Source organism: Gordonia terrae, assembly GCF_051789125.1.
GTDB classification, from domain to species: Bacteria; Actinomycetota; Actinomycetes; order Mycobacteriales; family Mycobacteriaceae; genus Gordonia; species Gordonia terrae_A.
Window position 1 is genome coordinate 380990 of sequence record NZ_CP196526.1, and the last position, 23024, is coordinate 404013.

At 66.5% G+C, this 23024-nt stretch carries 19 protein-coding genes; 1 reads left to right on the forward strand and 18 read right to left on the reverse strand.

Features of this window, described 5'->3' with window-relative positions:
- Positions 1–51 precede the first annotated feature (51 nt).
- Both ACSUZC_RS01700 and ACSUZC_RS01705 read right to left on the reverse strand, forming a co-directional pair.
- A complete protein-coding gene (locus ACSUZC_RS01700; protein WP_439031213.1) occupies positions 52–570 on the reverse strand; it encodes an OsmC family protein in 519 nt (172 codons plus the stop codon).
- A gap of 140 nt (positions 571–710) precedes the next feature.
- Positions 711–935, reverse strand: coding sequence for an amphi-Trp domain-containing protein (locus ACSUZC_RS01705; protein ID WP_439031214.1), 225 nt, complete (start codon positions 933–935; stop codon positions 711–713).
- A gap of 124 nt (positions 936–1059) precedes the next feature.
- Between ACSUZC_RS01705 and ACSUZC_RS01710 the strand changes: the two genes are divergently transcribed.
- Positions 1060–2658 carry an alkaline phosphatase D family protein gene (locus tag ACSUZC_RS01710; protein WP_439031215.1) on the forward strand — a complete coding sequence of 533 codons (1599 nt, stop codon included), beginning with the start codon at positions 1060–1062 and terminating at the stop codon, positions 2656–2658.
- Between the two features lie 64 nt (positions 2659–2722).
- Here the strand turns inward: ACSUZC_RS01710 and ACSUZC_RS01715 are convergent, their stop codons facing one another.
- The 16 genes from ACSUZC_RS01715 to ACSUZC_RS01790 form a co-directional block, all read right to left on the reverse strand.
- On the reverse strand, positions 2723–4495 hold the full coding sequence (locus ACSUZC_RS01715) for a penicillin-binding transpeptidase domain-containing protein (protein WP_439031216.1): 1773 nt from the start codon (positions 4493–4495) through the stop codon (positions 2723–2725).
- An 81-nt stretch (positions 4496–4576) separates the two neighbouring features.
- Positions 4577–5521 carry a serine hydrolase gene (locus ACSUZC_RS01720; protein ID WP_439031217.1) on the reverse strand — a complete coding sequence of 315 codons (945 nt, stop codon included), beginning with the start codon at positions 5519–5521 and terminating at the stop codon, positions 4577–4579.
- The gene (locus ACSUZC_RS01725) at positions 5518–6396 is read right to left on the reverse strand and encodes a LysR family transcriptional regulator (protein WP_439031218.1); all 879 of its coding nucleotides are present in this window, start codon (positions 6394–6396) and stop codon (positions 5518–5520) included. Before ACSUZC_RS01725 ends, ACSUZC_RS01720 begins: the two co-directional genes overlap by 4 nt.
- A 555-nt stretch (positions 6397–6951) precedes the next feature.
- Positions 6952–7452, reverse strand: coding sequence for an LpqN/LpqT family lipoprotein (locus tag ACSUZC_RS01730; RefSeq protein ID WP_439031219.1), 501 nt, complete (start codon positions 7450–7452; stop codon positions 6952–6954).
- 316 nt (positions 7453–7768) lie between these two features.
- Positions 7769–9529, reverse strand: coding sequence for an NADH-quinone oxidoreductase subunit NuoN (nuoN, locus tag ACSUZC_RS01735; RefSeq protein ID WP_439031220.1), 1761 nt, complete (start codon positions 9527–9529; stop codon positions 7769–7771).
- On the reverse strand, positions 9526–11151 hold the full coding sequence (locus tag ACSUZC_RS01740; RefSeq protein WP_439031221.1) for an NADH-quinone oxidoreductase subunit M: 1626 nt from the start codon (positions 11149–11151) through the stop codon (positions 9526–9528). Before ACSUZC_RS01740 ends, nuoN begins: the two co-directional genes overlap by 4 nt.
- Positions 11148–13061: an NADH-quinone oxidoreductase subunit L gene (nuoL, locus tag ACSUZC_RS01745; RefSeq protein ID WP_439031222.1), complete on the reverse strand. Its 1914-nt coding sequence runs from the start codon at positions 13059–13061 to the stop codon at positions 11148–11150. Before nuoL ends, ACSUZC_RS01740 begins: the two co-directional genes overlap by 4 nt.
- A gap of 10 nt (positions 13062–13071) precedes the next feature.
- A complete protein-coding gene (gene nuoK / locus ACSUZC_RS01750) occupies positions 13072–13371 on the reverse strand; it encodes an NADH-quinone oxidoreductase subunit NuoK (RefSeq protein ID WP_074852089.1) in 300 nt (99 codons plus the stop codon).
- The gene (locus ACSUZC_RS01755) at positions 13368–14156 is read right to left on the reverse strand and encodes an NADH-quinone oxidoreductase subunit J (protein WP_439031223.1); all 789 of its coding nucleotides are present in this window, start codon (positions 14154–14156) and stop codon (positions 13368–13370) included. Before ACSUZC_RS01755 ends, nuoK begins: the two co-directional genes overlap by 4 nt.
- The gene (gene nuoI / locus ACSUZC_RS01760; RefSeq protein WP_439031224.1) at positions 14153–14722 is read right to left on the reverse strand and encodes an NADH-quinone oxidoreductase subunit NuoI; all 570 of its coding nucleotides are present in this window, start codon (positions 14720–14722) and stop codon (positions 14153–14155) included. The genes ACSUZC_RS01755 and nuoI overlap by 4 nt, the downstream gene beginning before the upstream one ends.
- Positions 14715–16019 carry an NADH-quinone oxidoreductase subunit NuoH gene (gene nuoH / locus ACSUZC_RS01765; protein WP_439031225.1) on the reverse strand — a complete coding sequence of 435 codons (1305 nt, stop codon included), beginning with the start codon at positions 16017–16019 and terminating at the stop codon, positions 14715–14717. Before nuoH ends, nuoI begins: the two co-directional genes overlap by 8 nt.
- Positions 16016–18433, reverse strand: a complete 2418-nt coding sequence (locus ACSUZC_RS01770; RefSeq protein WP_439031226.1) for an NADH-quinone oxidoreductase subunit G — start codon at positions 18431–18433, stop codon at positions 16016–16018. Before ACSUZC_RS01770 ends, nuoH begins: the two co-directional genes overlap by 4 nt.
- The gene (gene nuoF, locus ACSUZC_RS01775) at positions 18430–20448 is read right to left on the reverse strand and encodes an NADH-quinone oxidoreductase subunit NuoF (RefSeq protein WP_439031227.1); all 2019 of its coding nucleotides are present in this window, start codon (positions 20446–20448) and stop codon (positions 18430–18432) included. Before nuoF ends, ACSUZC_RS01770 begins: the two co-directional genes overlap by 4 nt.
- The gene (gene nuoD, locus ACSUZC_RS01780) at positions 20445–21758 is read right to left on the reverse strand and encodes an NADH dehydrogenase (quinone) subunit D (protein WP_439031228.1); all 1314 of its coding nucleotides are present in this window, start codon (positions 21756–21758) and stop codon (positions 20445–20447) included. Before nuoD ends, nuoF begins: the two co-directional genes overlap by 4 nt.
- Positions 21758–22465 (reverse strand): NADH-quinone oxidoreductase subunit C, encoded by a 708-nt coding sequence (locus ACSUZC_RS01785; RefSeq protein ID WP_439031229.1) that lies wholly within the window; start codon positions 22463–22465, stop codon positions 21758–21760. Before ACSUZC_RS01785 ends, nuoD begins: the two co-directional genes overlap by 1 nt.
- Complete coding sequence (locus tag ACSUZC_RS01790; RefSeq protein ID WP_004021558.1) at positions 22462–23016, reverse strand: NuoB/complex I 20 kDa subunit family protein; 555 nt, start codon at positions 23014–23016, stop codon at positions 22462–22464. Before ACSUZC_RS01790 ends, ACSUZC_RS01785 begins: the two co-directional genes overlap by 4 nt.
- Positions 23017–23024: the final 8 nt, after the last annotated feature.

The window sequence follows — 23024 nt, forward strand, 5'->3', positions numbered from 1 at the left end:
GCTTCTTTCGGATCTCGACCAGACGGTCGCCGAGTCCGAGAACTCCGAAACTCAGTTCAACACGATCTCCACCGGCACCGCGCTGGCCAGGGTGTGTCCGACCGGCGAGCTGGCTTTGACCTTCGCGTGCAGCTCGTCGAGCTTCTCGCGCGGGGCGTCGGACTCGATGGTCACCTTGGCGCTGATGGAACTGAAACCGGCGTGCCCTTCCTCGAGGCCGAGGAAGACGTGGAGATCGACATCGCCCTTCAGGTCGATGCGCAGGTCCTTGAGTTCGATGCCGGCGAGTGTCGCGTTGGCGGCATAACCGACTGCAAGGCAGTTGCCGAGGGCGCCGAGAAGCTGTTCCACGGGGTTCGGGGCGGCGTCGCCACCTCCGAGAGCGGCGGGCTCGTCCGACGCCACGGGCGAGAAGGTGCGCACCTTGGCCTCTGACGCGAATGCGCCATTCCATTGAACGTGTGCTGCCCACGTCGTCTGTGCTTTGGTCGCATCGGCCTGGATGGCCTCGACGAGCTGGCCTACTGCAGCGATGTCGACGTCGTTGAGGCGGGTGGCGGTCTCGGTCATGGTTCTCCTTCGCGGCAATTCACCTGCCGTCGAAGCTAAGGGGTACCGAGACGAGCGACGACGTTCAGCCTCAGAGTGAGCGAAACACTTGGCGGCCGCCTCTCACGGGCGCATGCTGCGCCGTTCCCCGGAGCGGATCACTACCAGGTGATCTCGATCTCCAACTCGGATTCCTCGGCCCCGCGCTCGATCTCGACCTTCAGCTTGACCCTCGGCGGGATGTCGACGCGGACGGTCTTGTTGTTCTCCACGAACGACACCTCGTTGTGGCGCGCTATCGCGTCCGCGAGCTCGTGAAGTCGCTGCGCGGCTTCTTCGCGAGTGAGTTCGGACTTGGTCTTGTGTTCGAAGAGTTCGTCACCCATCCGTCCATCTGAGCCCACGCGCACCGAACGGTCAAGGGGTCCTTGGTCCGCGTGGCGGGGCTGGACACCGGGACGTCACCCGGACTTCACCGTCGCGTGGAGTTGGTGCGCGAGGGTGGCCCGCATGGCTGCAACCAACGGATCTCGTGACGTCTCCCGCCGAACGATCCTGCGCAGTGCCGGCGCGGGTGCACTCCTGGTACCACTCGGGGCGGCGATTGCGGCGTGCGGATCGTCGAACTCGACGCCGTCGTCGACGAGCCTGGTCCGAAATCGGCCGGTGCTGACACACGGAGTGGCGACCGGCGAGGTGACGAGCGGCGGGGCACTGGTGTGGGCTCGGTCGGACCGCCCGGCGACTCTGATCGTCGAGACCGCGTCGAACGAATCATTCGGTAACGCACGCAAACTGCGGGGTCCACAACTGACACCCGCGTCCGACGGCACCGGCCGGTTGCGCGTGGCCGGACTCGAACCGGGGCAGACCGTGCATTATCGCGTCACTCTCGAAGGCGAGGGCGGCGCGCTCGGCGAACCGGTGACCGGCACGTTCACCACCGCTCCGGTGCGCGACGGTGACATCCGATTCCAATGGTCAGGTGACGTGGTGGGCCAAGGGTGGGGGATCAATCCCGACATGGGCGGCATGACGATCTTCTCCACCATGGCCGACCGCAATCCGCAGTTCTTCATTCATTCCGGTGACGCCATCTACGCCGACAACCCCGTCGAACCCACGCAGAAGCAGAACAACGGCAAGATCTACCGGAGCGTGACAAGCCCGGCGAAAGAGCAAGTGGCACAGACAGTCGAGGAGCTCCGCGGCAACTACGCCTACAACCTCACCGACGAGCACTTTCGACGCTTCGTCGGATCGGTCCCCCAGCTGGTGCAGTGGGACGACCACGAAGTCGTCAACAACTGGTTCCCCGGTGAGAGTCTTGTCGGCCAGGGGCGTGAGGGTTACACCGAGATGAGCGTCGACGTGTTGGCGCGCAGAGGGCGTCAGGCATGGCAGGAGTGGCAACCTGTCGAGATCGGCGCGTCGGACCGCGTGTACCGCCGAGTGCCCTACGGACCGCTCCTCGATGTGTTCGTCCTCGACATGCGGAGTTTCAAGGACCCCAATCCCGATGCGTGGTCCAAGGACAACGTCGACGGGTTGCTGGGAGCCGAACAGACGCAGTGGCTCATCGACGGGCTCAAGGGTTCGCGCGCGACGTGGAAGGTCGTCGCCAACGACCTGCCGCTGAGCATCGTTGTCGGAGACAAGAACACGACACCGCCGAACGGTCCGAAGGCGATGGAGGCCGTGGCACAGGGGGACAACGGCGATCCGCTGGGGCGGGAAATCGCGTTCGGACGCATCCTGTCGGAGACGAAGCAGGTCCAGAACGTGGTCTTCTTGACAGCGGACGTCCACTACACCGCCGCGATCTCCTACGAGCCAGACCGAGCCGGCTTCAAGGACTTCTCGCCGTTCTGGGAGTTCGTCGCCGGACCGCTGCACGCCGGAGCGTTCCCCGAGAGCCCGCTCGACGGAACGTTCGGCGCTGAATACGAATTCGTCCATGCACCCACCGAATCGAATGTCTCACCGGCCGAGGGCTTTCAGCACTTCGGTGAGGTGTTCATCGACGGGAGGACCAAGGTACTGAGTGTGGAACTCGTCGACGCGTCGGGGAAGGTGTTGTACCGCAAGGATCTGGAACCGGTGAGGTGAGCATCTGGATGCAGAGTGAGGGATCTGCCGGATCTGGTTCTCCATCCTCCATCTGCGGGGCAAGCTAGTTCGTCAACGGTCGCAGAAACTCTCCGGTCACCTCGACCGCCGGACTCGACGATCCGCCGCCGACGACCAACGTGGCGAACGCCAGGTCACCGACTATTCCGGCGAACCATCCGTGCGGGTTCTTGTTGTCACCGTATTCGGCGGTCCCGGTTTTGCCTCCCAGGCCCGGAATGTCGCGCAGAGTGGTCGCCGTTCCTCGGGTGACGGTGTCACGCATCATGCTCCGGATGGCGCGCACGACGTCGTCGGGAATGTGCTGCGGCTGAACGTCGCCTGTGGTGCTCTGACCTGCGACGAGGGACGGGGTGACGGTCTCGCCGCGTGCCAGGCTCGCCTCGGCCAGGGCGAGGCCGAACGGACTCACCGTCACAGTTCCCTGACCGATGCCGTTCTCGACGCGCAGCGCGGGCGTGTCGGCGCGGGGCACCGAGCCGGTGACGGTCGTCAGGCCCGGGATCGCGTAGTCGGCGCCGATGCCGAAGCGGCGCGCCATCGTGGTCAGGGCGTCGTCGGACAAGGTGTTCGCGAGCGCACCCATCGTGGTGTTGCAGGACCGGGCGAATGCGGTGGGAAGTGTTGTGGTCCCGAGGTCGAAGTCGTTCTCGTTCGGGATGGTTCGTCCTTCGATCGTTGCCCGACCAGGACACCTGACCTGTGACGTCGGCTGCACGGCGTCGGCGTCGAGTGCCGCCGCGGTCGTGATGGTCTTGAAGGTCGAACCCGGCGGGTACAGACCCGACAGCGACACCGAACCCGACCTGTCCGCAGCGCTGTTCTGTGCGACAGCGACGATCCCACCCGTCGAGGGTTCGATCGCGACGATCATCGCCGGACGCCGTTCGCCGTCGACGGCGAGCTGGGCGCGGGACTGGATGTCGCGGTCGAGGGAGGTGCGTACGGGTGGCGTCGTGCCGGGCTGCGCGGAGTCGACGAGATGAGTGGGGGTGCCCTCGGCGTCGACGATCTGGATCGACCACCCTGCCGTGGCGTCGATCGTTCTCCGCCAGATGTCCTCGAGGCCGGCCATCGCCGGCGAATGCAAGGCCTTGGTCGCGCTGAGCAGCGCACCCTGTTCGGTGAGCGAGACTCCCGGGATCTTTTCCACGGACGACTTGACGCGTGTGAGGTCGGACTCGCGAAGCCGGATGACTGTCTGCTGTGATGCGTTGTTGCCGTCGAAGTTCTTGCGGATTCCCGCGGCGGTCATACCCGCTTCGACAGGGCGTAGTGCACGCGCAAGCGCCTCAGCCGAACCGAGTTGGGCGCGTTGGAGATCGACCAGGGTCACCGTCTGCCAGGTCATGAGTGGACGACCGCTGGTGTCGAGCACAGGTGTGCGGTAGGCCCGGTCGTCGCTGTAGGAGAAGGTGTCACCGTTACGGAGTTGTCGATGCAGCACTGAGGGCTGCCACTGGAGACGCCACCCTGAATCCGTATCGGCGAGCACGACAGAGGTCTGATAGGCGACCGCGCGATCACGGATCTGCCACCGGTGGTCGAGTGTGCCGCTGACCTTCTTGTCGTCGACGAGTTCCCCCGTCACGGAGAGCTTGGGTGTCGCGCCCATGCCATCGAACATCGACGAGATCGCGACCCGAGCCGCAGCCGGATCGTTGGTGAGCGCCGCGGCGGCATCGGCGTCACCCTTCTGCAGCGATGCGGCGAAGGACCGCAGGGTGTCCTCCGGTGACTCCGAAGACAGGAAGCACCCCGAGACCGTCCCCACGACCATCACGCACACGCACACCAGTGCCCACCATCGACGCATGCTGCGAGCCAACTAGTGCGGCCGCGGAGATGCAAAGATGCGACGCGCGATCGGTCGATAGCGATTCGCTATCGGACCAGTTCACCGCCCACTGTTCTCGGTGTCGTCCGGCGAGCGGAGTTCGGTCACCACCGCCCGTGCCACCAGGCCGATCGCCCGGTCGACCTCGGGGAGCGCCATCTCCGACCTGGCGCTCATCGTGAACACCGCCACCGCGACGGGAAGTTCGCCCGGAAACTCGATGACGCCGATCTCGTTGCGGATGGCGACGAGGGTTCCCGTCTTGCCTGCGACGTCGACACGCCGGAACGGGAACCCTGACGCGAGGCGCGATGTGAAGACCTGTTTCCGCATCGTCTGTCGGATGAACGCACACGACGCCGTCGACGCAGCACGGTCGGTCCAGACCGCATCCAGGAGTGACGTGCATTCACGTGGCGTGGCCGAACTCGAGTACGCGGCGTCGTACGCGCTGACCGACACATCGGAATCCGGATCGGCCAACGCCGCGAAAGCTTCTGCGACGGTGCTGGTTCCGGTCTCTCGCTGCAGACGATCGTGGAGTTCGGCGACGCCGCCGACGATCCGGGTGTGTGTCATGCCGAGAGCGGTGAGGTCATCATGGATCTGTTGCAATCCGATGTGGGTGAGGATGACATCGGCCGCGACGTTGTCGGACACCGTCATCATCGACGTCGCGAGGTCGCGCCAGGAGATGGTCACCGGGTCGACGAAGAGGCCGAGGCCGGTCGGGCCCTGCGCCCACCGGGTGGGATCGACGGTGAGCGATGACTCGAGATCGATGTCACCGCGATCTGACATGCGGCACAACGAGATCAGTACCACCAACTTGTAGACGGATGCGAGCACGACGGGGGCGTCGGCGTCGAAGCAGTACTCGACCGGAGCCGGCCCGATCGTGCGCGCATGCAGCCAGCCGGAACAGCCGGCGTCGTTGAACAGTCCACCGACGGTGTGGTCGAGGTCCGATCGGACGGTCGAGGGAAGTGAACCCACCCCGCTCACGATGCCTTGCCGATCTTGTAGAGCGCCGCGGTGACGACCTCCGCGACCTCGCCGACGGCGGCTTCGCGGTGCACCACCCGCAGGCGCAATGCGGTGGCGTCCCGACCGATGGACACAGCGCGCACCGCCTCGACCGAGGCAAGGACACCGGGTTCGGCGGTCAACGCGAAGGCGCGACCGGCGGCGACAGCGGCGAGTACCTGATCCGAGGAGGCGACGGGGAGCAGATGCGGATCGAGGCCGGATTCGCGAAGTCTGTCGATGAGCTGGTCGTGAGCGGGCGGGTTGAACGAGCGCGGCGTGTGGCAGAAGTCGAGCCCGGCCAGATGCCGAAGGCGAGGGCGCTCAGCGGTCGCCGCCGGGTGGGATGCCGGAACGATGACGGAGCGTCGCACGACCACCACGGGCCCTGCGATCAGCGGGCCGGTGACACAGGGGGCTTCGACGACGGCGAGATCGAGCGAGCCGGAGGACACCTGGTCGATGAGGCTCACCGTCGACGCGCTCGCCATCTCCTGTCCCGAGGAGATCCGCGCGATACGTTGCGCCAGAGTGGCGGTGAGGGTCGTCCCCACCAGAGACACTGCGCCCCAGCGGAGTACCTCTCTGCGGTCCCGGAGTCGTCGCGCCTCTCCGTGGAACCGCGCGGCATCGTCGATGAGGAGGCGCGCGCGGGGGAGTAGTTCTCGCCCGGCGTCGGTGAGTTCCGCGCCGCGCGTCGTTCGCCGGATGAGTTGGACTCCGAGGTGCTTCTCCAACCGGCGAAGACCCTGGGAGACCGGAGGCTGGGTCATCTCCAGCCGGGCGGCCGCCTCGCCGAAGTGCCCTTCCTCGGCAACGGCGACGAAGAAGCGCAGGTGCCTGATGAGATCCACGGATTCCAGGATGGCATGGTGGGTGGGCCGAGTATCCGGGAAGGGAATGCTGCGTCGCGGCTTGCGTCGAGCGAGCCAGGTAGATGGCACGCATGCGGCGGTTGCCGGAATGTAGTCGGGGGAGACGGGTGTGGAGTCGCCTCTATCCGGCGTGAAGGCGAGTCAGAACGGCGTGCGCGTCCGACGGCGGGTTCGGTCCAGTTGGATGAGCGCGTCCCGATCCGAGAGGTTCACATAGAGATGACTCCGGGCACATCAGCCATGAAACTCGCCTTTGGGTAACCGTGGTCTCGCCGAGTTAGGCCACCCGTTCGGCGGCGTGGTGATCGTCCAGTTGTCCGGCACGCGGCTGAAGTCCATCCACCGACCGTGCCCGAGATAGAGCGAGTATGCATCCTCGTCGGGAAAGTCACCCATTCGTACAAAGATCGGGTGATCATCGACCTCACCGACGTACCACGTTCTGTCTTGGGGGTCGGCGACGAAGTCGATTCGTGAGGCAAGAGCTTCCTCGAGATTCGACACCCCGTCCGCACGTGAAACCATGTCGCCTCCTCAATCCTCGAGACGTGCGGAACCGACCGTATCGATCATTGTCGACCGCGTCGTCAGGTCGGTCGATGCCGTAGTGCCGGTGCACTGGAGCAGATACGCGACGTTCGCGCGTTGGTAGGCCGCGTATTTGTTGACCGTGTACAACCATCTCCCGGAACTGTCGAGGTAACTGCCGGCCTGCACGGTCGCCCCACTGGTCCGCGTGCCGATCGGATAGCGATCGGCACGCTGCTCGGTCCACTCGTTGAATGCACGGGCTGCGTTGAACGCGTGGTCGAAGAGGTCGTTGATGTCAACTGTCGCATCGACGACAAACCGAGTGAGGACTACGACGACGTTGTCCCGAAAGCCGGGGTCAGCGGATCTGCCCGCGACGAATACAGAGAACAGTCCGAGTTCTGAACCCGACTGGTCGGTCTGGTAGTCGGCGGTACCGATCTCCAGTCGTACGTCGCCCGCCAGCGTTCGCGGGTCCGTCACCCGCGCTTGGACAACCGCCATCCGACCGAGTCGGTCGTAGAGAGTCCAGTTATCGCCCAATCGAACAACCCACCAATCTGCTTCCCGAAGCTGCCGCCGATCAGTCCATCGGCGACACCACCCGCACCTGCTCCTGCACCCGTCGCGATAGTGCCGCAACGCCGACTCCGTCCGGCATGCAACTGAAGCACCATCGCTCGACGACGCGGCCTGACCGGATGTCGCATCAGACGTTGCGGCAGTTTGCGTCGCATTGCGGACACTACTGCCGCACCTGGGCCCAGCGACCGCCACGGGTCCGTGTACGTACCTCACAACAACATGAGGGGACTGGCACTCAACGCAAGAACACTGCCGCCGAGTCGGCGAGGTCGAGTAGCGGCTGCGGGAAGATGCCGAGCACCACGGTGATCAGCGTGCACACGGCGATGCCCGAGGTCGTCAGCACACTCGGTTTCACGACGTGTGGGGCACCGTCCACCGGGACGTCGTCGAAGAACATCGCGACGATGATCTTGATGTAGACGTAGGCGGCGATGGCGCTGCTGACGACACCGACCACGACCAACACACCACCTCCGGCGCCGGCAGCCGCGGCGAAGACGTCGAACTTGGCGATGAAGCCACTGGTCAAGGGGATTCCGGCAAATGAGAGAAGGTATACCGCGAACATCGCACCCACCAGCGGGTAGCGACGTCCCAGCCCCGACCACTGGGTCAGGTCGGTGGCTTCGCGCCCGGACAGGTGTGGGTTGCGCACAGGGGTCGCGGTGCCCTGGACGGCGGCTCTGCGCGCGGAAGTCGCTGCATCCGTGTCGGGTTCGCGGATGACGGCCACCGTCGCGAAGGCTCCGAGCGTGGTGAATGCATAGGCGGCGAGGTAGAACAGGGTCGCCCCGAGGCCTGCCTCGTCGAACGCGATCAGTCCGAGCAGGATGAAGCCCGTGTGGGCGATCGACGAGTAGGCGAGCATCCGCTTGATGTCGTTCTGCGTCACGGCCATCACCGATGCGATCACCATGGACGCGATCGCGACCGCCCACAGAGCGGGTTCCCACTGGTCGCGCAGGGCACCGAAACCGACGTAGAAAACTCGCAACAGGGCGCCGAAGGCGGCGACCTTGGTGGCTGCGGCCATGAACGCCGTCACCGGGGTCGGGGCGCCCTGGTAGACATCGGGAATCCACGAATGGAACGGCACCGCACCGACCTTGAACAACAAACCGACCGCGAGGAGGGCCAGGCCGATGAGTGCCAGTGTGGTGTCGCCGCCGGACTCGGTGACCGTCGTGAGCGACGCACCGATGGTCGACAGGTTCAACGAGCCCGTGGCGCCGTAGACGAAGGCGGCCCCGAACAAGAAGAATGCCGAGGAGAAGGCGCCCAGGAGAAAGTACTTCAGAGACGCTTCCTGCGAGATGAGGCGTCGACGCCGCGCCAACCCGCACAGCAGGTACAGCGGCAGCGAGAACACCTCCAGCGCAACGAACATCGTCAGGAGGTCGCCGCAGGCGGGGAACAGCATCATCCCGCCGACCGCGAGGAGGGCGAGGGGGAACACCTCGGTCGTCACTGCGCCGGCACGGGTCGCCTCGAACTCGGCGTCGGTGTTGGGGACCGAGGCGCCCGACGGTGTGAACATGTCGGCGTCCACGCCGCCGCCGTTCAGAGTGCGGGCAGGCGGCTCGTCACCGTTGCCTGCCCCGGCCAGTGTTCGCATGGTGACCGGCGCGACGACTCGCTCGAGTCGGCGCTCGGCCATGAACCCGACAGCCACGATGGCGACGATGAGAAGCAGACCCTGGAGATAGAGCGTCGGGCGGTCGAGGAGCACCGCTCCCGACATGGCGATCTGGCCGTTCGCGCCGCCCTCGGTCTGCGCGACAGACACGGTGACAAGCGCGGCCATCGCGACGGCGAGTGCGCCCAGCGAGAGTGTCAGCTGTAACCGGTAGCGCAGCCGAGGAGGGGCGAACGCCTCGACGAGCACCCCGACGACCCCGGCGCCGAAGACGATGAGCATCGGTGACAACGCGGCGTATTCGACGTCGGGTGTCTCTATCGCCGCCAGAAGTGCTGCACCCCCGGTCGAATTCATCGGTGTCCCTCCGCTTCCGCACTGGTGCCGTCGGGGTCCGAGTGCACCGGTGGCTCAGGCTCGGTGACGCCGACCGTGGTCAGCGTGCTCTGCACGGCAGGGTCGATCAGATCGATCATCGGCTTCGGATAGACCCCGAGAGCGAGGAGCAACGCGATCAGGGGCGCAACGACAGCCAGCTCGCGCCCGGCGAGATCACGCATCGACGACGACCGGACGTCGGCCAGTTTCGGCGGACCGCCCATCATCCGCTGGTAGGTCCACAGGATGTAGATCGCCGACAGCACCAGCGCCGAGCACGCGAGAACCGCTGCCACCGGATAGCGGGTGAAAGTGCCGATGAGAACGAGGAACTCGCTGATGAAGGGGGCGAGGCCGGGTAGTGACAACGTGGCCAGGCCGGCGACGAGGAAGGTCCCGGCCAGGACCGGCGCGACCTTCTGGACCCCGCCGTAGTCGGCGATCAATCGGCTGCCCCGCCTCGACACGAGGAAGCCGGCGATGAGGAACAGTGCCGCCGTGGAGATCCCGTGGTTGACCATGTACAACGCGGACCCCGTCTGACCCTGGTCGGTGAGGACGAAGATGCCGAGGATGATGAACCCGAAGTGGGAGATGGACGTATACGCGATCAGGCGCATGACGTCGGTCTGTCCGATCGCGAGGACCGCGCCGCAGACGATGCTGACCACAGCAAGGGCACAGATGAACGGTGCGAAGTACTGGGACGCGTCGGGGAACAACTGCAGGCAGAAGCGGAGCATCGCGAAGGTGCCGACCTTGTCGATCACTGCCATCATGAGGACCGCGGACGCCGGAGTCGCGGCAACGGCCGCATCGGGGAGCCACGAATGCAACGGCCACAGTGGAGCCTTGACCGCGAACGCGAACATGAAACCGAGGAACAGCAGCTTCGCCAGCCCGGTCGAATCGTCGATCTGTCCGCTGGAGACGGCGGCGACGATGTCGGTGAGAGCGAACGTCCCGCCCCCGTCGGTGCCGACGCCGTTCTGCGCGGTCACCACGTACAGTCCGATCACCGCCGCAAGCAGGAGCAGACCGCCGAAGAGGTTGTACAGCAGGAACTTCACTGCGGCGCCGGACCGATTGGGTCCGGTGCCGAAGCCGCCGATGAGGAAGTACATCGGGATCAGCATGGCCTCGAATAAGATGTAGAACAGCAGCACGTCGAGCGCGACGAAACTCATCAGTACCATCGCCTCGGTCGCGAGGAACAACGCGAGGTAGATGTGCGGACCCTTCTGCGCACGGCCACCCGAATCATCCAGCGAACCGGACGGATCCGCATCCCGCCAACCGGCGAGCAGCAGCAGTGGCAGGAGCGCGGCGGTCAGCAGGATCAAGACGAGTCCGATGCCGTCCAGTCCGAGCGCATATCGGGTGCCCAACGCGGGAATCCAGCTGAGGTCTTCGACGAACTGGTATCGGTCGCCGGACGGATCGAAGCCGATGGTGAGCCCGACGGCGAGGACCAGAACGCCCGCCGACACCGCGAAAGCGAACCACTTGGCTGCCGCGACCCGCGTCGCGGGAATCGCCAGCACCAGCGCCGAGCCGATCGCGGGAGTGAGCCAGAGGGCCGTGAGCCAAGGAATGTTCACAGCACATTCACCGCCATCACGAGTGCGACGATCACGGTGGTCCCCGCGAACATCGACAGTGCGTACGACCGCACGTATCCGTTCTGCCAACTCCGTATTCGACGAGACGTACCGGTCACCGCATGGCCGACCCCGCTCGTCAACCCGTCGACCCCGTCGGATTCCACGGCGACGAGCCCCGCCGTGAATCGCTGGCCCGGACGCATCAGCAGTTCCTCGTTGAATGCGTCCCCGTACAGGTCGCGGCGGGCGGCGACGGTGAGCGCCGAGACGTCATCGGGGGCGACGACCGGCACGGGACGTGTCGCGTACTGCCGGTAGGCAACCCCGACTCCGATCGCCACCACGACCAGGATGATCGCGGTCATCGCCCAGACCGGGATCAGGTGGTGTTCGGTGTGTTCGCCGACGACGGGTTCGAGCCAGTGTTCGAGTGCCCCGCCGAACGCCAGGACTCCGCCTGAGACAACCGAACCGAGGGCGATGAGGACCATCGGGCCGGTCATCACTTTCGGCGCCTCGTGCGGGTGGGGTGCGGGGGCGTCGGAGCCGTCGTGCCAGCGCTTCTCCCCGAAGAAGGTGAGCAGCATGACCCGAGTCATGTAGAAGGCCGTGATCCCGGCGCCGAGAAGTGCGGCACCGCCGAGGAGAAGGCCCTTCGCCCCGCCGGCGCCGAACGCGGCTTCGATGATGTGGTCCTTCGAGTAGAAGCCGGCGAACGGGGGCACGCCGATGATGGCGAGGTACCCGACCCCGAAGGTGACGAACGTGATCGGCATGAGGGTGCGCAGCCCGCCGTAGCGGCGCATGTCCGTCTCGTCGTTCATCCCGTGCATCACCGAGCCGGCACCGAGGAACAGGCCCGCCTTGAAGAACCCGTGGGTCAGCAGGTGCAGGATCGCGAACGCGTAACCGGCGGGCCCGAGGCCTGCGGCCAGGACCATGTACCCGATCTGACTCATCGTCGAGGCGGCGAGCGCCTTCTTGATGTCGTCCTTCGCGCAGCCGATGATGGCACCGAACAGCAGGGTCACCGCGCCGACCACGACGACGCCGACCTGAGCGGCGGGCGCGAGATCGAAGATGGGTCCGGACCGCACGATCAGGTAGACGCCTGCGGTCACCATCGTGGCGGCATGGATGAGCGCCGACACCGGGGTGGGGCCTTCCATCGCATCCCCGAGCCACGACTGCAGCGGCACCTGCGCGGACTTGCCGCACGCCGCCAGCAGGAGCATGAAACCCAGTGCGGTCAGGGTGGTCTCGCCGGCCTGGGATGCGCCGTCGAACACCGCGGTGAACGACACGGCGCCGAACGTGGCGAACATGATCATCAGTGCCACGGCGAGCCCGATGTCACCGACCCGGTTGACGACGAACGCCTTCTTCGCGGCCGTGGCGGCGGAGGGTTTGTGCTGCCAGAAGCCGATGAGCAGGTACGACGCGAGGCCCACACCCTCCCAACCCAGGTAGAGGCCGAGATAGTTGTCGGCGAGAACCAGGACGAGCATCGCGGCGAGAAACAGGTTGAGGTAGGCGAAGAAGCGGCGGCGGTCAGGGTCGTCGGCCATGTAACCGATGGAGTAGACGTGGATCAAGGACCCGACACCGGTGATCAGCAGGACGAAGCACATGGACAGCTGGTCGAGGCGAAAACCGAAGTCCACCTGGAGCTCCCCGACGGGGATCCAGCTGAAGATGATGTCGGAGACCTCGCGGTTCTCGGCCGGCCGTGACACCATCCCGGCGAACATGAGCAGTCCGGCCGCGAACGACGTGATCGCCAGCCCGGTGCCGAGCAGGTGACCCCAGCGATCCGTCGCACGACCACCGAGGAGGAGGATCACGGCGCCGAGGAGTGGCAGTGCGGGAATCGCCCAGAGCAGTGACGCGGTCAGTTCGGCGTTCACCAATCCTCCTCTACCGCTTCAGCAGATCCGCGTCGTCGACCGACGCCGAGCGGCGCGATCGGAAGATGGTCATGATGATCGCGAGGCCCACCACGACCTCGGCGGCGGCGACGACCATCGTGAAAAAGGCGATGACCTGGCCGTCGAAGGACTGGTTCAGCCGCGCGAACGTCACGAATGCGAGGTTGGCCGCGTTCAGCATCAGCTCGATGCACATGAACACGACGATGGCGTTGCGCCGCAGCAGGACCCCGGCGGCGCCGATGGTGAACAGCAGCGCAGAGAGGTAGAGGTAGTTCTCGGGATTCATGACTCGTCGCCCGACTGATTCGGCGGTCGTCGGCGCAGGGTCCGCGCGGCCAGGATCGCGTTCACCGACAGATCTGACGGGGAGCCGTCAGGCAGCCGAGCCGGGACGTTGACCGCGTTGTGCCGGGCGTAGACACCGGGCGTCGGTAGCGGGGTCAGGTTGACGCCGCTTCGGAAACGGGCCTGCGACAACTCTTTCTGCGTGAGGCGCGGGCCGAATCGTTCGCGGTGTGCGAGCACCATGGCGCCGAGGGTCGCGGCGATGAGCAGCGCGCCGGTCAGTTCGAACGCCCACAGGTACCGGACGAAGATCAGTTCGGCGATGGCCTCCACGCTGGAGTCGCTGCCCGCGGCCAGGGTTCCCGGTGCGGTCGCGCCGGTCACGACTCCGACGGTGGCGCTGCCGATCCCGGCGATGAGCAGCACACCGAATCCGATGCCGATGAGCGCGGCGGAGAGTCGTTGTCCGCGCAAGGTCTCGATGAGTGAATCCGACGAGTCGACGCCGATGAGCATGATGACGAAGAGGAACAGCATCATCACCGCGCCGGTGTAGACCACCACCTGCACGACGCCGAGGAACAGGGCGCCCTGCGCAACGTAGAAGACCGCCAGGATGATCATCGTCGTTGCGAGGAAGATCGCGGAGTACACGGCCTTGGTGGCGAAGACGACGCCGAGCGCGCCCGCTACGGCCACGGCGCCCAGAATCCAGAATTGGACGGCCTCGCCGGTGGAGGTGCGCACCGCCTCCTCGGCGAGCAACGTCACAGGGACCGGGGTCATGGCCGCGACTCCCGCAGGCCCTCACGCAGAGTCGGTGTCGGCAACGGGGTCACTCGCCCGTCGGCGCCGACCTCGCCGCGGTAGTAGTTCTCCTCCGTGGAGCCCGGCGCCATGTCGTGTGGTGGCGGCGCGGCCCCGGGAGGTAGCGGCGCTAGCAGCCGATCCTTCTCGTAGATGAGGTCGGCGCGATTGTCGTCGGCGAGTTCGTAGTCATTCGTCATCGTGAGTGCACGTGTGGGACATGCCTCGATACAGAGCCCGCACCCGATGCACCGCAGATAGTTGATCTGGTAGACGCTGCCGTACCGTTCGCCCGGCGAGTAGCGTTCGTCGGGCGTGTTGTCGGCGCCCTCGACGTAGATCGCGTCGGCCGGGCACGCCCAGGCGCACAGCTCACAGCCGATGCACTTCTCCAGACCATCCGGATGCCGATTCAGTTGGTGTCGACCGTGATAGCGAGGAGCGGTGGGCCGCTTCTCCTCGGGGTACTGCTCGGTGATGGTGGGTGTGAACATGCCGCCGAAGGTGACGCGGAGTCCGCTCACCGGCTTCAGGAAGTCAGGCATCGGTGGTCTCCCTGCTCGGTGTCGGTTCGTGATCGGTTCCGGTGGAGATGATCTGACCCGGCATCGGCGGGACCGGGAAGCCGCCGGCCATGGGATCGAAGTCGATCGGGGCCGCGGGGTCGGCGGGGTCGTCGGGCGGATCCGGAACGCGCATCAGGTGCCATATCGAGTACGCGATCAGGCCGGTGACCACCAGGCCGGCACCCGCCGACACGATCGCGCGGAGCAGATCGGCCTCCTCACCGACAATCGATGCCCGGATGATCGCCACCACCATCACCCACGTCAGGGAGATGGGGATGAGGACCTTCCAGCCGAGGTTCATGAACTGGTCGTAGCGCAGGCGTGGGAGGCTGGTGCGCAACCAGATGAACACGAACAGGAACGCCCAGACCTTCAGGGTGAACCACAGCACCGGCCACCAGCCGGAATTGGCCCAGTCGAAAGCGCTCAATGGCGGCGGTGCCTGCCACCCGCCGAGGAACAGCGTCGTGGCGAGCGCGGAGACGGTGACCATGTTGATGTATTCGGCGAGCATGAACATCGCGAACTTCAGCGACGAGTACTCGGTGTGGAATCCGCCGACGAGCTCGCCCTCGGCTTCGGGCAGGTCGAACGGGGCACGGTTGGTCTCGCCGACCATGGAGATCGCGTAGATGACGAACGAGGGCAGGAGCAACAGCACGTACCAGTGGTGTTCCTGTGCAGCAACGATTCCCGACGTCGACATCGTCCCGGCGTCGAGGAATACGGCGGCGAAGGTGAGCCCCATCGCGATCTCGTACGAGATCACCTGAGCGGTCGAGCGCAATCCGCCGAGCAGCGGGTACGTCGACCCCGACGACCACCCGGCGAGCACGATGCCGTACACACCCACCGAGGTCACGGCGAGGACGTAGAGCACGCCGACGGGAAGATCGGTGAGCTGCAACGGCGTCTGATGCCCGAAGACCGACACCATCGGTCCGAACGGGATCACCGCGAAGGCCATCACCGCGGGGACGACCGCGATGATCGGCGCGAGAAGGTAGATCACCTTGTCGACACCCGACGGGATGATCCCCTCCTTGAGGGCGAGCTTCACGCCGTCGGCGAGACTCTGGAGGATTCCGTGCGGTCCGACTCGATTGGGTCCGAGGCGGGACTGCATGCGGGCCATGATCTTGCGTTCGAGCAGGATCGCCACGAGGGGATTGACCACCAGGAACGCGAACACCGCAACGGCTTTCGCGGTGATCAGCCAGAGGGGATCGGTACCGAAGTCGTCCAGGGTGGGGTAGTCGATGGCAAGGGTCATGCGACACCTCCGTCCTCGGCGGGCGACCCCGGTGCCAGGGCGACCAGGTCCCCGGCCTGCGCACGCAGGGCCGCATGCACGTGGGAGCCCGCCGAGTGCAGCGGCAACCACACGACCCGATCCGGCATGGCGGTGATCTCCACTGGCAACGTGATCGACCCGTCGGCGGTGCTGACCCGAAGCCGGCTCGCCGCGTCGACCGGGGCGATCCCGGCCTCGGCGGCCGTGGTCGCCGACAGCCGCGCCACGGGACGACGCGCGGTCCCGGCGAGATGCGGTTCACCCTCCTGCAACCGACCGTCGTCGAGCAGCATGTGCCAGCTCGCCAGCACCGCCTGCCCCGAGGCCGGTTGGGACGTGGGCGTCTGCGACGGTGTGACGTGGCGTCGGTTGCCCGTCCACGCCCCGATCTGTCGCAGCTCGGTGTGGATGGTGTGCACCGAGTCGCAGTGCAGTTCGACACCCATGTGCCGGGCGATCGCGTCGAGGACGCGGTGATCGGGCAGGTGGCCGCTCGTGGTGAGCGCCGCTGTGAAAGCGCGCGGGCGACCCTCCCAATCGACGAACGTGCCGTCTTTCTCCGCTACCGCCGCCACCGGGAACACGACGTCCGCGTGGGCGGTCACGGTGCTGTGACGCTGTTCGAGCGCGACGACGAACGGCGCTTCGGCAACTGCCTCGGCCGCGGCGGTCGGGTCGGGGAGGTCGTCGAGGTCGACACCCGCGACGACGAGTGAGAGTCCATGGAGGCGGGCGGCGTCGACGATGCCACGGGTGTCGCGTCCGGGGCGACGATCGATCGTGGAGTTCCAGATCTGTTCGACCGCACTGCGTGCCGTGTCGTCGTCCACCGGTCGGCCGCCGGGCAGGAGGTGGGGTAGCGCGCCGACCTCGAGGGCGCCTCGCTCGCCCGCACGCCGCGGTATCCACGCGAGACGCGCGCCGGTCCGATCGGCCAGCGCCGCGGCGGCGGCGAAGGCGCCCGGGCTCGTCGCGAGCCGTTCGCCGACGATGATGACCGAGCCGGGAGACGTGAGATGACCGGCGATCACCTCGGATTCGAGGATCTGCGCCTCGGTGCCGGGAACGGCGGGCACCAGGCGGGCATCGAGTTTGGCTGCACCGCGGCTCAGGAACGGGGCGACGGTGACGACGCGCTGATGAGACGATCGCACCGCCCGCCGCAGACGGAGGAAGACGATCGGCGACTCCTCCTCCGGCTCGAAACCCACCAGCAGCACCGCAGGCGCCGCGGACAGGTCGTCGTAGGTCGTCACGAGTCCCCGGCCGGCGACCACGACGGCCAGGAAGTCGGCCTCCTCGGCACTGTGCCCGCGGGCGCGGAAGTCGATGTCGTTGGTGTGCAGCGCGGTCCGTGCGAACCGGGAGTACGCGTAGGCGTCCTCGACGGTCAACCGGCCGCCGGTGAGCACACCGACATTCCCGAGTGCTGACGTCAACCCCTCGGCAGCGACTCGGATGGCGTGTGCCCAGGACACCTCGCGCAGCTCACCGTGTCGGTCGCGGACGAGTGGTGACGTGAGACGGTCGGCCGCGGAGGTGTACGCGAATGCCCATCGGCCCTTGTCGCAGTTCCACTCGGCGTTGACCTCGGGATCGTCGCCGGCGAGGCGCCGGAGCACCTTGCCGCGTCGGTGGTCGGTGCGTTGTGCGCAACCGCTCGCGCAGTGCTCGCAGACGCTCGGTGTCGACACCAGATCGAAAGGTCGTGCGCGGAAGCGATACTGCGCGCCGGTCAGTGCGCCGACCGGACAGATCTGCACGGTGTTGCCGGAGAAGTAGGAGTCGAATGGCTCGTCGGCGTAGATGCTCACCTGCTGCAGCGCACCGCGATCGGCGAGTTCGATGAGCGGGTCACCGGCGACCTGCGTGGAGAACCGCGTGCACCGGGCGCACAGTACGCAGCGTTCCCGGTCGAGCAGCACTTCCGACGACAGCGGAACGGGTTTGGTGAAGGTGCGCTTGACGCCGTCGAACCGGGACTCGCTGCGGCCGGTCGACATCGCCTGGTTCTGCAGCGGGCATTCGCCGCCCTTGTCGCACACCGGACAGTCGAGCGGATGGTTGATGAGGAGCAACTCCATCACCCCGCGCTGGGCGTCGGCGGCGATCTCGGAACTGAGCTGGGTGCGCACGACCATGCCTTCGGTGGCCACCGTGGTACACGACGCCAGCGGTTTGCGCTGGCCCTCCACCTCGACGAGACACTGGCGGCAGGCGCCGACCGGGTCGAGGAGGGGATGGTCACAGAACCGCGGAATGGTGACGCCGATCTGCTCGGCGGCCCGGATCACCAAGGTGCCCTTCGGTACTCGAACAGCGCGACCATCGATGGTGAGGCCGACCAGGTTGTCGGCCGCGGTGGACGGATCGCTGCCGTGGGTGAGGGTCATCGTGCACCTCCCGACCAGACGGTCGACGCCGAGTGATCGAACGGGCACCCGTGGTCGAGGTGAGCGAGGTACTCGTCGCGGAAGTACTTCAGCGACGACACGATCGGGCTGCCGGCGCCGTCGCCGAGAGCGCAGAACGACTTGCCGACAACGCTGTTGGTGACGTCGGCGAGGGTGTCGAGGTCGGCCGCGGTGCCACCGTCGTGCTCGAGACGATGCAGCAGCTGTGCCAGCCAGTAGGTGCCCTCGCGGCACGGTGTGCACTTGCCGCAGGACTCGTGTTCGTAGAACTCCGTCCAGCGCAGTACCGCACCGACGACGCACGTCGTCTCGTCGAAGATCTGGAGGGCCTTGGTGCCGAGCATCGATCCGGCGGCGCCGACTCCCTCGTAGTCGAGCGGGACGTCGAGGTGTTCGGGGATGAGGATCGGCGTCGACGACCCACCTGGCGTCCAGAACTTGAGTTCGTGACCCGCGCGGACACCGCCGGCTCGATCGAGCAACTGGCGCAGCGTGATTCCGAGAGGCGCCTCGTACTGGCCGGGGTGGGTGACGTGCCCGGACAACGAGTACAGGGTGAACCCGGGCGACTTCTCCGTACCCATCGACCGGAACCAGTCGACTCCGTTGCGGACGATCGGCGGGACGCTGGCGATCGACTCGACGTTGTTGACCACCGTGGGACTCGCGTACAGGCCGGCGACCGCGGGAAACGGCGGACGGAGCCGTGGCTGGCCGCGACGACCCTCGAGCGAGTCGAGCAGCGCGGTCTCCTCGCCACAGATGTAGGCACCGGCGCCGGCGTGGACTACGAGCTCGAGGTCGAATCCGGTGCCGAGGATGTCGGTCCCGAGATAGCCGGCGGCATAGGCTTCGTCGACCGCGTCGCGGACTCGGCGGAGGACGGAGGCGACTTCGCCGCGCAGGTAGATGAACGCGTGGTGCGCCCGGATGGCGTAGGCCGCGATGATCACCCCCTCGACCAGCGAATGCGGCGACGCCAGCATCAACGGCATGTCCTTGCAGGTGCCCGGCTCGGACTCGTCGGCGTTGACGACGAGGTAGTGGGGGACACTCGGGTCACCCTGGGGGATGAACGACCACTTCATGCCCACCGGGAAGCCCGCCCCGCCGCGGCCGCGGAGCCCTGAGGCCTTGACCATCTCGATGACGCCGTCGGGTGGGGTGTCCAGCGCGATGCGCAGGCCGCGATACCCGTTGTGTCGCAGATAATTCTCCAGGGTCCACGACTCGGCTTCGTGCCAGTGCCGGGAGAGGACGGGGGTGTCGGGAGGTTCGGGCTCGTGCTCGGGGGGTGGTGTGTCGGTCGGCAGGGGGGAGACCTGACCGGTGACCACTCCGGCCAGGTCACGTCCGATCTCCCGGAAGCTGCGTACGGCGCCGGTCCCGCGTGCTGGGGTGACGGGGACGCCTGCTCGCAGGTCCTCGATGAGTTCGACGGTCGACTCCGGTGTCTGGTCGTCGAAGAACTCCCAGTTGACCATCACCACGGGCGCGAAGTCGCAGGCCGCGTTGCACTCGACGTGTTCGATCGTGATGCGCCGGTCCGCGGTGGTGTCTCCGGGTGCGACGCCGAGGTGGTCGCAGACCCGCCGGAGGATCTCATCGCCACCGAGGGTCGCGCACAGAGTGTTGGTGCAGACACCGATCAGGTACTCCCCGGTGGGGGTGCGGCGGTACATCGAGTAGAAGGTGGCGACCGAACTGACCTGCGCGGGCGTCAGACCCAGTTGCCGAGAACAGAATTCGATCCCGGCGCGGGTCAGGAAACCGTCTTCGGCCTGCACGAGGTGCAGAAGCGGGAGCAGCGCCGACCGCTCCTGCGGGTACCGCGCGATGATGGGCGCCGCCTCGGCGGCAAGTCGTTCGGTGACGTCGTCGGGATAGGCGGCGGGGCCGTCGAACCTGATCGTCGGGACGGGCGCGGCCGTCGTCGGGAGCGAACCCTCCGGTGGCGGTGAGGTGGACAGGTCCACGAACACGGGATCGGTCATCGGTCCACGCCTCCCATCACGGGGTCGATACTTGCGACGGCGGTGATCACATCGGCGACCATCCCGCCCTCGCACATCGCCGCCACCGCTTGCAGATTGGTGAACGACGGGTCGCGGAAGTGGACACGGTACGGCCTCGTGCCGCCGTCGCTGACCATGTGGACACCGAGTTCACCGCGAGGCGATTCGACGGCGACGTAGCACTGGCCGGCCGGGACCCGCATCCCCTCGGTGACGAGCTTGAAGTGGTGGATGAGCTCCTCCATGGACGTGCCCATGATCTTCGCGATGTGCTCGGGCGAGTTGCCCAGACCGTCGGGGCCGAGGGCGAGGTCGGCGGGCCAGGCGAGTTTGCGGTCGGCGACCATGACCGGGCCGGGACGCAACCGCTCCAGGCACTGTTCGACGATGCGGATGGACTCGCGCATCTCCCGGACCCGGATGAGGTACCGGCCGTAGGAGTCGCAGGTGTCCTCGGTGATGACGTCGAAGTCGTAATCTTCGTAACCGCAATAGGGTTGGGATCTGCGTAGATCGTGCGGGTATCCGGTGGACCGCAGCACGGGCCCGGTGATCCCCAGCGCCATACATCCGGTGAGGTCGAGGTAACCCACACCCTGTGTCCGCGCTTTCCAGATGTAGTTGTCGTTGAGCAGATCTCCGAGCTCGTCGAGCCGACCGGGCAGGAGTCCGATCACCTCGGCCACGCGCTCGGCGCCATCGTCGGGCAGGTCCTGCGCGATCCCGCCGGGACGGATGAACGCGTGATTCATCCGGAGGCCGGTGATGAGCTCGAACAGGTCGAGGATCATCTCGCGTTCTCGGAATCCGAGGAACATCGCCGTGACCGCACCGAGTTCCATGCCGCCGGTCGCGAGCGCGACGAGGTGGCTGGAGATCCGATTGAGCTCCATCAGCATCACGCGGATCACGGTGGCGCGCTCGGGGATGTCGTCGGTGATACCCAGCAGCTTCTCGACCCCGAGGCAATAGGCCGTCTCGTTGAAGAACGGCGACAAATAGTCCATCCGGGTCACGAAGGTGACGCCCTGAGTCCAGTTGCGGTACTCGAGGTTCTTCTCGATCCCGGTGTGCAGATAGCCGATTCCGCAGCGCGCCTCGGTGACCGTCTCACCCTCGATCTCCAGGATCAGGCGCAGCACGCCGTGCGTCGACGGGTGCTGTGGGCCCATGTTGACGACGATGCGCTCGTCGCCGGGCTGTTGTTCGGCGCGGGTGCGGACGTCGGACACGATCGAATCCCAGTCCTGCCCGGAGACCGTGTACGTGCGGGTGTGCGTGTCGGTCATCAGTTGTACGACCTCCTGCGGTCCGGCGGATCGACGCGGGTCCCCTTGTATTCGACGGGCACACCGCCAAGCGGGTAGTCCTTCCGCTGCGGGTGTCCCTCCCAGTCGTCGGGCATCTCGATGCGCGTGAGCGACCGGTGGCCGTCGAAGACGAGGCCGAAGAAGTCGTAGGTCTCGCGCTCGTGCCAGTCGTTGGTGGGGTAGATGTCGCAGATGCTGGGGATGTGCGGGTCGGCGTCGGGGGCGGCCACCTCGAGTCGTACCCGTCGGCCGTGCGTCAGTGATGCGAGCGGGTAGACCGCGTGCAGTTCGCGTCCGGCGTCGTCCGGGTAGTGGACTCCGTTGACGCCCAGGCACAACTCGAAGCGCAGTTCGGGTGCATTGCGCAATGTCAGGGCGACCGTGGCGAGATGTTCCCGGGCGAGGTGGATGGTCATCTCGTCGCGGAAGACGACGACCTTCTCGACCGCGGCGTCGTAGAGGTCGCCGAGTTCGGAGGCCAGCGCGTCGGCGATGTCGTCGAAGTAGCTGCCGTAGGGCCGAGAAGAGCTGGGCGGCAGCGTGACCGGCCGGACCAGTCCGCCATAGCCGGAGGTGTCACCAGAACCCGGCGGACCGAAGAGCCCGTGGCGCACGCCGATGACCTCGGCGTCAGGGGGCGGCGGCGCCGGGTTCTCGGGGTCCTGATGGCCCGCGGGCGTGGTCATCGGAGCAGGCCCTTCAACTCGATGGTCGGGGTCGCCTGCAGTGCGGCCCGCTCGGCCGCCCAGATGGCCTCCTCGCGATTCACGCCGAGTGGCATCTCTTGAATCTTCTCGTGCAGCTTCAGGATCGCGTGGAGGAGCATCTCCGGACGCGGGGGACATCCGGGCAGGTAGATGTCGACGGGCACCACGTGATCGACGCCCTGAACGATCGCGTAGTTGTTGAACATGCCGCCCGACGATGCGCAGACGCCCATGGCGAGAACCCATTTTGGCTCGGGCATCTGGTCGTAGATCTGTCGCAGCACCGGTGCCATCTTCTGACTCACCCGGCCGGCGACGATCATCAGGTCGGCTTGCCGGGGTGAGGCGCGGAAGGCCTCCATGCCGAAGCGCGCGAGGTCGTACCGCCCTGAGGTGGTGGCCATCATCTCGATCGCGCAGCAGGCGAGTCCGAAGGTCGCGGGCCACAGGGAACCCTTGCGCATGAAGCCGGCCAGATCCTCGACGGTGCTCAGCAGGAATCCGCTGGGGAGTCGTTCCTCGAGTCCCATGAGTGACC